This is a genomic window from Nonomuraea helvata (assembly GCF_039535785.1).
In the GTDB taxonomy this organism is placed as follows: Bacteria; Actinomycetota; Actinomycetes; order Streptosporangiales; family Streptosporangiaceae; genus Nonomuraea; species Nonomuraea helvata.
In genome coordinates this window covers 1,086,361-1,098,783 of record NZ_BAAAXV010000009.1, presented here as the reverse complement: position 1 = coordinate 1,098,783, position 12,423 = coordinate 1,086,361, and the positions used below count along the sequence as shown (strand labels likewise).

Sequence of the window (12,423 nt, the reverse complement as noted above, 5' to 3'; positions counted from 1 at the left end):
AGCCTTTCGGGAACATCAGACCTCCCGCGCGAGTACGCGTGGGAGCGATCCACGTCATGAGCATCACCGAGGCCGGGGTCGCCGACCACGTCTCCCGGGCCTGGGCCGATGGCCGGGGCGGCGCGATCCTCACCGCGAACGTGGACATCGTCAGAGCCGCCACCCGCGACCCCGCGCTGGCCGACCTCGTCGGCCGGTCCGAGCTGGTCGTCGCCGACGGCATGCCGGTGGTGTGGGCGGGCCGCCTGGCCGGGACTGCGATCCCGGAACGGGTGGCCGGCTCCTCGCTCGTCCACTCGCTGTCCGAGCGCGCCGCGCGGGACGGCCGGTCCGTCTACCTGCTGGGCGGCAGCAGCGGCGTGCCGGAGGCTGCCGCGGCGGCGCTTTTGGAACGTTACCCGTCGTTGCGGATCGCGGGAGCGCACTCTCCGCCGTACGGCTTCGACGCCGACCCGGCGGCCCGACGCGACGTCACCGAGCTCGTCCGCGCGGCCCGCCCCGACCTCGTACTGGTCGGCCTCGGGTTCCCCAAGCAGGAACGGACCATCCTCGACCTGCGCGCGGAGCTGCCCGATGCCTGGTTCCTGGGCTGCGGCGCGGGCATCCCGATGGCCGCGGGGCAGTTCCGCCGCGCCCCCGGGTTCCTCCAGCGCAGCGGCGGCGAATGGCTGCACCGGCTCGTACTGGAACCGCGTCGTCTGGCCCGCCGCTACCTGGTCGACGACCTGCCCTTCGCCGTGCGCCTGCTGACCGGCGCGCTCCGCGTCCGCCTCCTGGGAAGGTGAGCATGCTGGCGATAGTGATCGTCACGTACTTCAGTGAGCAGGTCGTCGGCGACTGCCTGCGCTCGCTGCCCGCCGCCGGCGCGGAGGACGCCCGGGTGATCGTGGTGGACAACGGGTCGGCCGACGCCACGCTCGACCGGGCACGCGAGGCGATGCCCGCCGTCGAGGTGGTCCCCATGGGCCGCAACGCGGGATTCGCCGCCGGAGTGAACGCGGGCATCGCCGCCGCGCCCGGCTGCGACGTGCTGGTGCTGAACCCGGACATCCGGCTCGCCCCCGGCTCGATCCCGGCTCTGCGCGAGGCGCTGGACGTGCCGGGAACCGGGATCGCGGCTCCGAGACTCACCGCCGAGGACGGCAGCCTGCACGTCTCTCTGCGCAGGCGGCCCACCGTGCTGAGGGCGCTGGGCGAGGCGCTGCTCGGCGGCTACCGGGCGGGGCGCGTCCCGGCGCTGGGGGAGCTGGTCGTGGCGGCGGAGGCGTACGAGCGGCCGGGAACCGCCGACTGGGCGACCGGCGCGGCCTGGCTGGCCTCCCGCGCCTGCCTGGACGAGCTGGGTCCGCTCGACGAGCGCTACTTCCTGTACTCGGAGGAGACCGAGTACATGCTCCGGGCCGGAGACCGCGGCTTCGCCGTCCGCTACGAGCCCCGGGCGCACGCCGTGCACCTGGGCGGCGAGCAGTCGACGTCCAGCTTCCTGTGGGCGCTGGCGACGGCCAACCGGGTCAGGCTGCACCGCGAGCGGCACGGACGGCTCGCGGCGCTGGTCATGCGCGGGGCGGCCCTGCTCAACGAGGCGTCGCGCGCCCTCGCGAGGGGCCGTACGGGTGGGCGCAAGCACAGAGCCGCGTTACGCGCCCTGATCCGCATGCCCGAATGGCCCCCTGGTCCCGAGAAGCCCGCGCTGCCCGGTTACGTCTGCTTCTCCGCCCAGGACTGGTGGTACCACAACCAGGCGCACTCCGACTTCCAGCTCATGCGCTCGATCGCCGCGCACCGCAAGGTGCTCGTGGTCAACAGCATCGGCATGCGCATGCCGACACCGGGCACGTCCACCCAGGTCACCCGGCGCATCCTGCGCAAGCTCCGCAGCGTGGCCAAGTTCGTCCGCCGGCCGCTGCCCGGCTTCCACGTCATGTCGCCGCTGCCGCTGCCGTTCTACGGCTCGCCCCTGATGCGCCGCGTCAACGCGCTGCTGGTCCGGGCCCAGGTCCGGGCGGTGTGCCGGGTGCTCGGGCTGCGCCGGCCGGTGTTCGTGGTGACCCTGCCCACGGCCTGGGACGTGGTACGGCCGATGGCCCGGCGCTCGCTCGTCTACAACCGCTCCGACCGGCATTCGGCCTTTCCCGAGGCCGACACCACCACCATCGAGGAGATGGAGCGGGAGCTGCTCGCTCGCGCCGACCGCGTCGTCTACGTCAGCAGGGCACTGATGGACGAGGAACGGCCGATCACCGGAGAGCGCGCGCACTTCCTCGACCACGGTGTGGACATCGACCACTTCACCAGGACCTCGGACCTGCCCGCCGACCTGGCCGCCGTCCCGGGGCCGCGCGTGGGTTTCTTCGGCGCGATCGACGAGTTCGTGGTCGACGTCGACCTGCTCGAACGCGTCGCGGCCGAGCTGCCGCAGGCGTCGCTGGTGCTCATCGGGGACGCCACCGTGCAGATGGACCGGCTGACCAAGTATCCCAACGTCCACTGGTTCGGCTTTCTGCCGTACGAGCGGATCCCGGCGTACGCCTCCGGCTTCGACGTGGCGATCATGCCGTGGCAGGACAATGCCTGGATCCGCCACGCGAACCCCATCAAGCTCAAGGAATACCTGGCTCTGGGCCTGCCCGTCGTCAGCACCGACTTCCCGGAGCTGGCCCACTACCGCGACAGGGTCGCAATCGCCGCCACCCCCGAACGGTTCGTCGAGACCATCAAGATCGCGTTAGCCGAGGGCGGCCCCAAGCCCGCCGCCGAGCTGCGGGAGTCCGTGCTGGACATGTCCTGGTCGTCGCGAGCGCGCGAGCTCATGGAGCTGGCGGAGGGCGAACACTGATGCGGGCGACCCTGGGCGTTCTGGTGCTCGCCGTCGTGGGGATCCTGGTGTGGGCGGTCATGGGCATCTCCCAGGGCGTGACCCGCGACCCGCGGCCCTCGCCCGGCGCCGGCTCCAGCCCGCCGGCCGCCCAGCTCCCGCGCGTCCCCTGGGAAGGCGGCCCCGCCTACTATGACCGTTTCCCGGCCACCAAGGCAGCCGGATGGACGAATCCCGCGTTCTTCCCCGTGGGCGTCTGGTACGAGTCGGTCACCAGCCAGGACGACGTGAACAAGGACCGCGAGGCCGGCATCAACACCTACGTCGAGCTGACCGAGAGCAGCGACATGGCGCTGATCAGGAAGAACGGCATGTTCGCCATCCCCGGCAAGCCGCTGAACGGCTACGGCCAGGAGACCGTGGCCTGGCTGATCACCGACGAGGCCGACATGTGGGCCGGCGCCGGCGGCGACGGCTGGACGGGCAACTTCCCCGGCCAGGGAGCCCTGTGCATCCCGGACGACCCGCACAAGGAACGCTGCGGCTATACCGTCATGAAGACGCTCAAGGACCGGCTGCCCAAGGACGGCCGGCCGCACTACGCCAACTACGGCAAAGGCGTCATGATCTGGCAGAACGACCGGCAGGCCGGCAGGTTCGTCAACGACTACACCGACCTCGTCTCACTGGACGTCTACTGGTACACCAGCTACTACGCCTGCCTGGACGCCCAGAACTCCTTGCGGATGCCCGCGGACTCGTGCCGGCGGGCGGCGAACTACGGCATGCTCATCGACCGGCAGCGCCGGCTGGACGCCATGGACGGCAGACGCCAGCCCATCTACGCCTTCGTCGAGGCGGGACAGCCCGCCGCCGAGGACAAGCGCCGGATCGAGCCCGCCGAGGTCAAGGGCGCCGTCATGAACTCACTGATCCACGAGGCCAGGGGGATCGTCTACTTCAACCACAGCTTCGGCGGTCCCTGCCAGAGCCAGCACGTCCTGCGCGACGCCTGCGGCGCGCACACCAGGCCCGCGGTCATCGAGGTGAACAAGCAGATCAAGGAGCTCGCCCCGGTGCTCAACACGCAGTCGCTCCAGTACGACTTCGGGCGAGGCGTGGACACGATGCTCAAGGCGTACGACGGCTCCTACTACCTGTTCGCGATGCCGTCGCGGTCGGGGAAGCCGGGGGCGTACACGTTCACGCTGCCTCGAGGACTGGCGCCCGGCCAGGTGGAGGTCCTCTTCGAGAACCGCAGCGTCCCCGTGGACGGGTCGGGGCGGTTCACCGACACCTTCGAGGCCGAGAGCTCCTACCACGTCTACAAGATCCGCGCCTGATCCGCGTACCACGCGTATGTGCGGCGCATGCCGTCCTCCAGCTCGATCCGTGGCCGCCAGCCGGTCAGCTCCAGCGCCGGCCCCGGGTCGGCTGCCTGCGGCACGTCCAGCGGCCGGTCGGGGACGTCCCCGAAGGGCGGGCTGTCCTCCACCGCGCCGATCCGGTAGAGCAACTCGACCACCTGGCGTACGGAGGCCGTCCTCCCGGTCCCGACGTCGAACGCCTGCCCGACCGCGCGCTCGCTCAGCCCGGCCAGCGCGAACGCCTCGACCACGTCATCGACGTAGACCCAGTCCACGAGCTTGGACCCGCTGGTCAGCCGCGGCTGCTCGCCGCTGATCAGGGCCAGCGTCACGTACGGCACCAGCTTGCCGATGTCGCGCTGGCCCGGCCCGTACACCATGGTCGGGCGCACGATCGTGTAGGGCACGTTCCAGAGCCGGTGGTACAGCTCGGCGTACCCGGTCGCCGCCGCCTTGGCCATCGCGTACGGCGACGGCGGCGGCGAATGCCCGTTGCCCGGCCGCGGCTCCTCGCTCGACCCCGCCAGGACCACCCGGCACCCGGACCCGGCCGCGGCCGTCAGCACGTTGACCGTGGTCCTGAGGTTGCCCTCCAGCGTCGGCCCCACGACGGACACGTCCCTGGCCCCGTTCACCTCACTGGCCAGGTGGAAGACCACCTCGGGGCGGACCGCGGCGAACAGCCCGTCCACGGCCCGCGGATCACGCAGGTCGTGACCGCTCCCGGTGCGGCTCACCCCGTGCACGTCGGCGCCCAGCTCGGTCAGCCGCCTGACCAGGTGCGCGCCGATGAACCCCGAGGCCCCCGTCACCAGGGCCCGCCTGCCATGCCACTCCACGTATGCCCCCTTTTGCTCGGCGGGCATGCGAAATGGGGCCCGCACGGACGGGCCCCATCAAATCGCGAATATCAGGCTATGCGCCAGGTGTCGCCACCCATGAGCAGATCGCTCAGGTCGCCGGGCCCCTTCTGGGCGACGGCCTCCTCGAGCTGCTCGGCCATCAGCACGTCGTACGCCGGCCGGTCCACCTGACGGAAGATCCCGATCGGCACGTGCTCGAACGCCGGCTCGTCCAGCCTGCTGAGCGCGAAGGCCACCGACGGGTCGGGGTTGTGCGCGTCGTGCACGAGGATCTGGTCCTCGCTCACGCCGTCGCGCGCCACGACCTCGATGCCGCCGTTCGCGGCGCGCACCACGGCCTTGGAGGAGCTCACGATCGGCTGATCGTGCTCCAGGCGCAGCGTGATGTCGTCGCGGACGTCGGGGTCCTTGAGCTGCTCGAACGCGTTGTCGTTGAAGATGTTGCAGTTCTGGTAGATCTCCACCAGCGACGTGCCGCGGTGCGCGGTGGCCTCGCGCAGCACCGACTGCAGGTGCTTGCGGTCGGAGTCGATGGTGCGGGCCACGAACGACGCCTCGGCGCCGATGGCCAGCGAGATCGGGTTGAACGGCTTGTCCAGCGACCCCATCGGCGTCGACTTGGTGATCTTGCCGACCTCGGAGGTGGGCGAGTACTGGCCCTTGGTCAGACCGTAGATCCTGTTGTTGAACAGCAGGATGTTCAGGTTGACGTTGCGGCGCAGCGCGTGGATCAGGTGGTTGCCGCCGATCGACAGCGCGTCGCCGTCACCGGTGATCACCCACACGCTCAGGTCGGGCCGGGAGGCGGCCAGCCCCGTCGCGATCGCGGGCGCGCGGCCGTGGATCGAGTGGAACCCGTACGTGTTGAGGTAGTACGGGAACCGGGACGAGCAGCCGATCCCCGAGACGAACACGATGTTCTCGCGCTTGAGCCCCAGCTCCGGCAGGAAGCTCTGCACCGCGGCCAGGATCGCGTAGTCACCGCAACCCGGGCACCAGCGGACCTCCTGGTCGGACTTGAAGTCCTTGAGGCTCTGCTTGGCGTCGGTCTTGGGGATGAGCGACAGGCCCTTCCCGTTCAGCAGCTCAGTCACTCTCGATCACGTCCTGGATGACTCCGGCCAGCTCCTCCGCCTTGAACGGGAGCCCGCGCACACGGTTGTAGCTGATCACGTCGACGAGGTAGCGGGCGCGCAGCAGCAGGGCCAGCTGACCGAGGTTGATCTCGGGCAGCAGCACCTTGTCGTAGCGCTTGAGCACCTCGCCGGTGTTGGCGGGCAGCGGGTTGAGGTGGCGCAGGTGGGCCTGCGCGACCTTGCCGCCGCTCTTCCTGATCCGCCGGACGGCCGCGGCGATCGGCCCGTACGTCGAGCCCCACCCGATGACCAGCACCTTCGCGTCGCCGTCCGGGTCGTCGACCTCCAGCGGAGGAACGTCGATGCCGGCGATCTTGGCGGCTCGCGTGCGGACCATCAGGTCGTGGTTGTTCGGGTCGTAGGAGATGTTGCCCGTGCCGTCGGCCTTCTCGATGCCGCCGATGCGGTGCTCGAGGCCGGCCGTGCCCGGGATGGCCCAGGGACGGGCCAGTGTCTCGGTATCGCGCTTGTACGGCAGGAACTCGCCGTCGGCGCCGTTCGGCTCCTTCGTGAATTCCTGCGAGATGTCCGGCAGCTCGGAGACTTCGGGCAGACGCCAGGGCTCCGAGCCGTTGGCCAGGTAGCCGTCCGAGAGCAGCATGACCGGAGTGCGGTACTTGACGGCGATCCGGGCCGCCTCGATGGCCGCGTCGAAGCAGTCGCTCGGCGACATCGGCGCCACGATCGGCACCGGCGACTCGCCGTTGCGCCCGAACATGGCCATCAGCAGGTCGGTCTGCTCGGTCTTGGTCGGCATGCCGGTGCTCGGCCCCGCGCGCTGCACGTCCACGATGATCAGCGGCAGCTCGGTGGTGACCGCCAGGCCGACGGTCTCGGCCTTCAGCGCCACGCCGGGGCCCGAGGTGGTGGTCACGCCGAGCGCTCCGCCGAACGCGGCGCCGAGCGCCGCCCCGACGCCGGCGATCTCGTCCTCCGCCTGGAAGGTGCGGATGCCGAACCGCTTGTGCTTGCTCAGCTCGTGCAGGATGTCGCTGGCCGGGGTGATCGGGTAGGAGCCCAGGAACAGCGGCAGCTTGGACTGCACGCTGGCGGCGATCAGGCCGTACGCCAGGGCCTGGTTGCCGGAGATGTTGCGATAGACGCCAGGCGAGAGCTTGGCGGGCTTGACCTCGTACGAGACGGAGAAGGACTCGGTGGTCTCGCCGTAGTTCCACCCCGCCTGGAAGGCCGCGATGTTGGCCTTGGCGATGTCGGGCTTCTTCGCGAACTTCTGCTCGAGGAACGTGATGGTGTGCTCGGTCGGCCGGTGGTAGAGCCAGCTGAGCAGGCCGAGGGCGAACATGTTCTTCGAGCGCTCGGCGTCCTTCTTGGACAGCTCGAAGCCCTCGAGGGCCTTGACGGTGAGGGAGGTCAGCGGCACCGCGTGCACGTGCCACTCGCTGAGCGACTCGTCCTCCAGCGGGTTGACCTCGTAGCCGACCTTCTGCAGGTTGCGCTTGGTGAACTCGTCGGTGTTCGCGATGATGTCCGCGCCCCTGGGCAGGTCGCCCAGGTTGGCCTTGAGCGCGGCCGGGTTCATGGCCACGAGCACGTTCGGCGCGTCGCCGGGCGTGAGGATGTCGTGGTCGGCGAAGTGCAGCTGGAAGCTCGACACGCCGGGCAGAGTGCCTGCGGGCGCGCGGATCTCAGCGGGGAAGTTGGGGAGCGTCGACAGGTCGTTGCCGAACTCCGCCGTGCCTGCCGTGAAGCGGTCGCCGGTGAGCTGCATACCGTCGCCGGAGTCTCCGGCGAATCTGATGATCACGCGGTCGAGCTGCTGCACCTGCTTAGTCACAGCTCAGTCCTCCTCGACGCGCCGGAGCGCGGTTGCCTTGGGCGCGGCGTTCTCTGTTTCCATGCTAAATCCTCGGAAGGTCACGCGTTTGTGTCCCGCAAAGAGCGGGTAAACGCGGTAGACGCGGTCTGAGTCAGGGTGAGGCGGGAGAACGACGACACAGCCCGGACGCGAGCCTGCAGAGGTCGACATGCAGGCGGGCGTAGAGGGCGGTTCGGGTCACGAACGCCAACTATACGTCCCCCCCACACGTGTCTTACGTCAGGGCTGCTTACCCGGCAGCTCGTTTCCCGACCCGTACAAGCGTCCGGCCTGCATCCCCGCAGGGCCGTACAGCTCAGGAACGGTGACGAAGCGGTAACCCTTTTCGCGCAACCTTTCGATGATGTCCGGAACGGCGTCAACCGATTCCCGATGGATGTCGTGCATGAGAATGATCGCACCTGGATGCGCCTGACGCACGGCACGGTCGCCAATGTCACGGGGTTTCTCTTCGGTCTGATCGCTGGTGTCGACGTCCCAGGTGACCAGCGCGACCCCCTCGCGGGCGGCGACGTCGCGCAGCTCCTGGCTCACAGCCCCGTACGGCGGCCGCAGGAGCGTCGGCTTCTGCCCGATGGCGGCCTCGACCACGGCCTCGGTACGCCCCACGGAGTCGGCGATCTTGATCATCGGCTGTTTCGACAGGTCCGTGTGCGCCCAGCTGTGGTTGCCGATCAGGTGTCCTTCGGCGCTCATCCTTCTGAGCAGTGCGGGCTGGGCGGCGGCGTTGATGCCGACCGTGAAGAACGTGGCCCTCGCGTGGTTTTTCTGCAGCAGGTCGAGCAGCCTGGCGGTCTGAGGTCCCGGCCCGTCGTCGAACGTCAGCGCCACGCACTTGGTCTTGGCGCAGTCCACGGTCCCCGCCTGGTTGCTGACGGCCTTCGGGATGCCCGTGGGCGCCGGGGCGACCGCATACGGCGCGTCGAGCTTCACGCTGTCCTGGGCCCGCACTTTCACGCTGTCCTGAGCCCGTCGCCCGAACGCGGACAGCAGCGGCCGTGCCTGCCGCTCGGGAACCGCCACGGCGAGCCGCCCCAGCGAGCACGGCCCGATCTGGCAGTCGTCGAACTCGACCACCAGGTCCCCGGCCTGGTTGAACGCCAGCGACTCGAACTGGTCGCCGCTCGCCCTCACCTCGTCCCGCACGACCTGGGACCCGCGGGTCCCTAGCTGCTGCCGTACCAGCTCCGCGAGGCGATTCAGGGCGCCCTTGCCCTGGAGCAGTCCGGTGGAGTCCACGGCCCTGCCCTCGACCGGGTCGAACCAGTACGTACGGGTGGAGTTGCCCCAGCTCGCGCCCAGGAACACGCTGGTGCGCAGCCGTACCGCGATCGCCTGGGGGGGACTCGGCGACCAGCTGCCACTCCACGTTCAGCTCGGGCCGCGGGTAGGCGTGGGGGTCCTTGGTCTGCCCGCGGAACTCGCGCCACTGCTGCTCGACCTGGGCGCGCAGGGCCTCGTTGAGCGCGGGGGCGTTCCGCAGCTCGGGGTAGCTGATGTGCACGTATCGGCCGCTGGTGGAGTGGCCTTCGGTCAGCGTCCTGGTGGACAGGCCGACGATCGACGTGGGGTCGACAAAGTCGATCATCGTCGGCTCTGCCGGGACCATGACGCTGCTCTCGGGGGAGGCGGCCAGCCCGCAGCCGGTGGCCGAGAGGGCCAGCAGGGCGATTCCGGAGGAGAATCGCTTCTTGTGCATGTTTGTCAGAGTATGTGGTTGATCTTCCGCTTTACCTCGTCTTGACATGATCGCTCCCGAGGCTTTGGCTGCGCTGGGTAACGAGGTCGAGACGGCTTCCATGGCATTGACCGCTTACGGCCCCATTTCCACCCACAGCTTCTGGCTCAGGGCATGCCCCGGGAACCCCAGCCCCGCGCTCTCATATCGGGTAGGGGTTTGCGGATGGGGTGTCGGGTTACCATCTCGGCATGGACGGCTATTTCGGGTCATACGTGCTCGTTGCCGCACTGCTCGCCATCGGCGTCGCCATCGTGGCCGGAGCCCTGATGGCCAACCGCCTCCTGCGCCCCACCCGTCCCACCCCGGAGAAGCTGACCACGTACGAGTGCGGGGTCGACCCGGTCGGCGAGGGCTGGGCGCAGTCGCAGGTCCGCTACTACGTTTTCACGTACCTTTACGTGGTGTTCGCGGTGGACGCCGTCTTCCTGTTCCCCTGGGCCACGGTCTTCGACGCCCCGGGCTACGGGCTGACGACGCTCGTGGAGATGTTCGTCTTCCTGGGCTTCATCGCCCTCGGCATCCTGTACGCCTGGCGCAAGCGCGTGCTCACCTGGACCTAGCGCGCTTTTCTTTGCTTGACCTGCGATTCGCGCAAGAATGGACAGTATGGCAGCGACGGATCTCCCGATGCCCACGGTGGGCCCAGTCTCCAGGTTGGCGCCCAAGCCGATGCGCTTCGTGCTCAACTGGGGCAGGCGCTATTCGCTGTGGGTGTTCAACTTCGGGCTGGCCTGCTGCGCCATCGAGTTCATCGCGACCTCGACGAGCAGGCACGACTTCATCCGGTTCGGCGTGATCCCGTTCGCGAACGGGCCGCGCCAGGCCGACCTGATGATCGTCTCGGGCACGGTCACCGACAAGATGGCCCCGGCGGTGAAGCGGCTCTACGAGCAGATGCCCGACCCGAAGTACGTCATCTCGTTCGGCGCCTGCTCCAACACCGGCGGTCCCTACTGGGACTCCTACTGCGTGACCAATGGCGTTGACCAGATCATCCCGGTCGACGTCTATGTGCCGGGCTGCCCGCCCCGTCCCGAGGCTCTTCTCTACGGCATCATGAAGCTCCAGGAGAAGATCGCCGGAGAGAAGCTCAGCGACCGCTACGTGTGGTCCCGCTCCCACGCGGAGGACGCGTGACCATTCCCGGCGGGCTCGCGGAGCGGTTCAGGGGTTCTGGCGGCGTCGAGATCTCGGAGTCCTACGGCGACATCACGGTCGACGTGGCCCCCGCCGACTGGATCGAGCTGCTGACCTACGTCCGTGACGACCTCGGCTACGCCTTCTTCGACTGGCTGACCGGTGTCGACGACCCTCCGGACGCCTTCGTCGTCGTGGCCCACGTCTACAACCCGGCCGCCGGGGAACGCCTGCTGCTCCGCACGCGCGTCCCTCGCGAGAACCCCCACCTCCCCAGCGCGGTGGGCGTCTACCGGGGCGCGAACTGGCACGAGCGCGAGACGTACGAGATGTTCGGCGTGATCTTCGACGGCCACCCCAACCTCGTGCCGCTCCTCCTGCCCGACGGCTTCGAGGGCCACCCGCTCCGCAAGGACTTCATCCTGGCCGCCCGCGTGGCCAAGCCGTGGCCCGGCGCCAAGGAGCCCGGCGAGTCAGGACACGGCGCCCCGAGCCGCCGCAAGACGCTTCCACCAGGAGTCCCACCCGACTGGGGGCCGCCCGATGCTTGACGTGGTGCTGAGCTTCGCCGTCATCCTCATCGTCTTTCTCGTGCTGCCGCTGATCGTCGGGCAGACCGAGCACAAGGTCATGGCGCACATGCAGTCGCGGCTGGGTCCCATGTACGCGGGGCGCTTCCACGGATGGGCGCAGCTCATCGCCGACGGGGTCAAGTTCGCCCAGAAGGAGGACGTCATCCCGGCCGCGGCCGACCGCCGCATCTTCATGATCGCACCCGGCGTGGCCCTCGTCCCTTACCTGGTCGTGCTGATCGCCATCCCCATCGACCGCGGCCGCGTCGCCGTAGACCTCGACCTGGGCCTCTTCTTCGTCCTCGCCGTCATGGGCGTCGGCGTCCTCGGCTCGATCATGGCCGGCTGGGCTTCGGCCAACAAGTATTCGGTGCTCGGCGGCATGCGTGCGGCCGCGCAGCTCATGTCGTACGAGCTGCCGCTCGTGCTGGCCGCCTCCTCTGTCGCGATGGCGGCGGGCACGCTGTCGATCCCCGCCATCGTCGAGGCGTGGCAGTGGTGGTGGCTGCCGTGGCAGGCCGTCGGCGGCGTCGTGTTCTTCCTGGCCGGGCTGGCTGAGCTGCGCCGCCCTCCGTTCGACATGCCGATCGCCGAGTCCGAGATCATCATGGGCCCGATGACCGAGTACACGGGCATGCGCTTCGCGCTGTTCATGCTCTCCGAGTACGTCGGGATCGTGGTCCTGTCGTTCCTGACCACCGTCCTGTTCCTGGGTGGCTGGCACGGCCCGTTCCTCCCGGGCTGGCTGTGGACCCTGGTCAAGGTCTTCCTGCTGTCGTTCGTCGTGATCTGGCTGCGCGTCACCTACCCCCGGCTCCGCGAGGATCAGCTCCAGAAACTCGCCTGGGCTGTCCTGGTGCCTCTTGCCCTGGCGCAATTGGCGCTCACGGGCGTCATCAAGGTCCTCATCTAGCACCTTTCTTCGCGCGCGGAAACTTTACTTTTTCCTTATTCG

General features: G+C 69.1%; 12 protein-coding genes. 7 read left to right on the top strand and 5 right to left on the bottom strand.

The window, feature by feature from the left end; all coding sequences use genetic code 11:
* The first annotated feature begins 56 nt into the window (after positions 1–56).
* Genes ABD830_RS37940 through ABD830_RS37930 form a run of 3 tightly spaced genes read left to right on the top strand, consistent with a single transcriptional unit; the run spans position 57 to position 4,158 of the window.
* Positions 57–785: a WecB/TagA/CpsF family glycosyltransferase gene (locus ABD830_RS37940; protein ID WP_344998427.1), complete on the top strand. Its 729-nt coding sequence runs from the start codon at positions 57–59 to the stop codon at positions 783–785.
* Between the two features lie 2 nt (positions 786–787).
* Positions 788–2,836: a glycosyltransferase gene (locus tag ABD830_RS37935; RefSeq protein WP_344998425.1), complete on the top strand. Its 2,049-nt coding sequence runs from the start codon at positions 788–790 to the stop codon at positions 2,834–2,836.
* Positions 2,836–4,158 (top strand): hypothetical protein, encoded by a 1,323-nt coding sequence (locus tag ABD830_RS37930; RefSeq protein WP_344998423.1) that lies wholly within the window; start codon positions 2,836–2,838, stop codon positions 4,156–4,158. The genes ABD830_RS37935 and ABD830_RS37930 overlap by 1 nt, the downstream gene beginning before the upstream one ends.
* Here ABD830_RS37930 and ABD830_RS37925 read toward each other — a convergent pair.
* The 5 genes from ABD830_RS37925 to ABD830_RS37910 all read right to left on the bottom strand — a co-directional run bounded on the left by ABD830_RS37925 (position 4,140) and on the right by ABD830_RS37910 (position 9,326).
* Entirely contained in the window at positions 4,140–5,021 is an 882-nt protein-coding gene (locus ABD830_RS37925; protein WP_344998421.1) for an NAD-dependent epimerase/dehydratase family protein, read from the bottom strand. The two genes, ABD830_RS37930 and ABD830_RS37925, sit on opposite strands and share 19 nt — an antisense overlap.
* A gap of 71 nt (positions 5,022–5,092) precedes the next feature.
* Positions 5,093–6,139, bottom strand: coding sequence for a 2-oxoacid:ferredoxin oxidoreductase subunit beta (locus ABD830_RS37920; RefSeq protein WP_344998419.1), 1,047 nt, complete (start codon positions 6,137–6,139; stop codon positions 5,093–5,095).
* Entirely contained in the window at positions 6,132–7,976 is a 1,845-nt protein-coding gene (locus ABD830_RS37915) for a 2-oxoacid:acceptor oxidoreductase subunit alpha (protein WP_344998417.1), read from the bottom strand. Before ABD830_RS37915 ends, ABD830_RS37920 begins: the two co-directional genes overlap by 8 nt.
* A gap of 133 nt (positions 7,977–8,109) precedes the next feature.
* Positions 8,110–8,199 carry a putative leader peptide gene (locus tag ABD830_RS54435; protein WP_357596931.1) on the bottom strand — a complete coding sequence of 30 codons (90 nt, stop codon included), beginning with the start codon at positions 8,197–8,199 and terminating at the stop codon, positions 8,110–8,112.
* A gap of 38 nt (positions 8,200–8,237) precedes the next feature.
* On the bottom strand, positions 8,238–9,326 hold the full coding sequence (locus tag ABD830_RS37910; protein ID WP_344998415.1) for a polysaccharide deacetylase family protein: 1,089 nt from the start codon (positions 9,324–9,326) through the stop codon (positions 8,238–8,240).
* A 621-nt stretch (positions 9,327–9,947) separates the two neighbouring features.
* Between ABD830_RS37910 and ABD830_RS37905 the strand changes: the two genes are divergently transcribed.
* The 4 genes from ABD830_RS37905 to nuoH are packed head-to-tail and all read left to right on the top strand — an operon-like array spanning position 9,948 to position 12,381.
* The gene (locus ABD830_RS37905) at positions 9,948–10,319 is read left to right on the top strand and encodes an NADH-quinone oxidoreductase subunit A (RefSeq protein ID WP_344998413.1); all 372 of its coding nucleotides are present in this window, start codon (positions 9,948–9,950) and stop codon (positions 10,317–10,319) included.
* Between the two features lie 46 nt (positions 10,320–10,365).
* The gene (locus ABD830_RS37900; RefSeq protein WP_425567235.1) at positions 10,366–10,896 is read left to right on the top strand and encodes an NADH-quinone oxidoreductase subunit B; all 531 of its coding nucleotides are present in this window, start codon (positions 10,366–10,368) and stop codon (positions 10,894–10,896) included.
* Positions 10,893–11,447: an NADH-quinone oxidoreductase subunit C gene (locus tag ABD830_RS37895; RefSeq protein WP_344998411.1), complete on the top strand. Its 555-nt coding sequence runs from the start codon at positions 10,893–10,895 to the stop codon at positions 11,445–11,447. The genes ABD830_RS37900 and ABD830_RS37895 overlap by 4 nt, the downstream gene beginning before the upstream one ends.
* The gene (nuoH, locus tag ABD830_RS37890) at positions 11,440–12,381 is read left to right on the top strand and encodes an NADH-quinone oxidoreductase subunit NuoH (RefSeq protein ID WP_344998409.1); all 942 of its coding nucleotides are present in this window, start codon (positions 11,440–11,442) and stop codon (positions 12,379–12,381) included. The genes ABD830_RS37895 and nuoH overlap by 8 nt, the downstream gene beginning before the upstream one ends.
* Positions 12,382–12,423 lie beyond the last annotated feature (42 nt).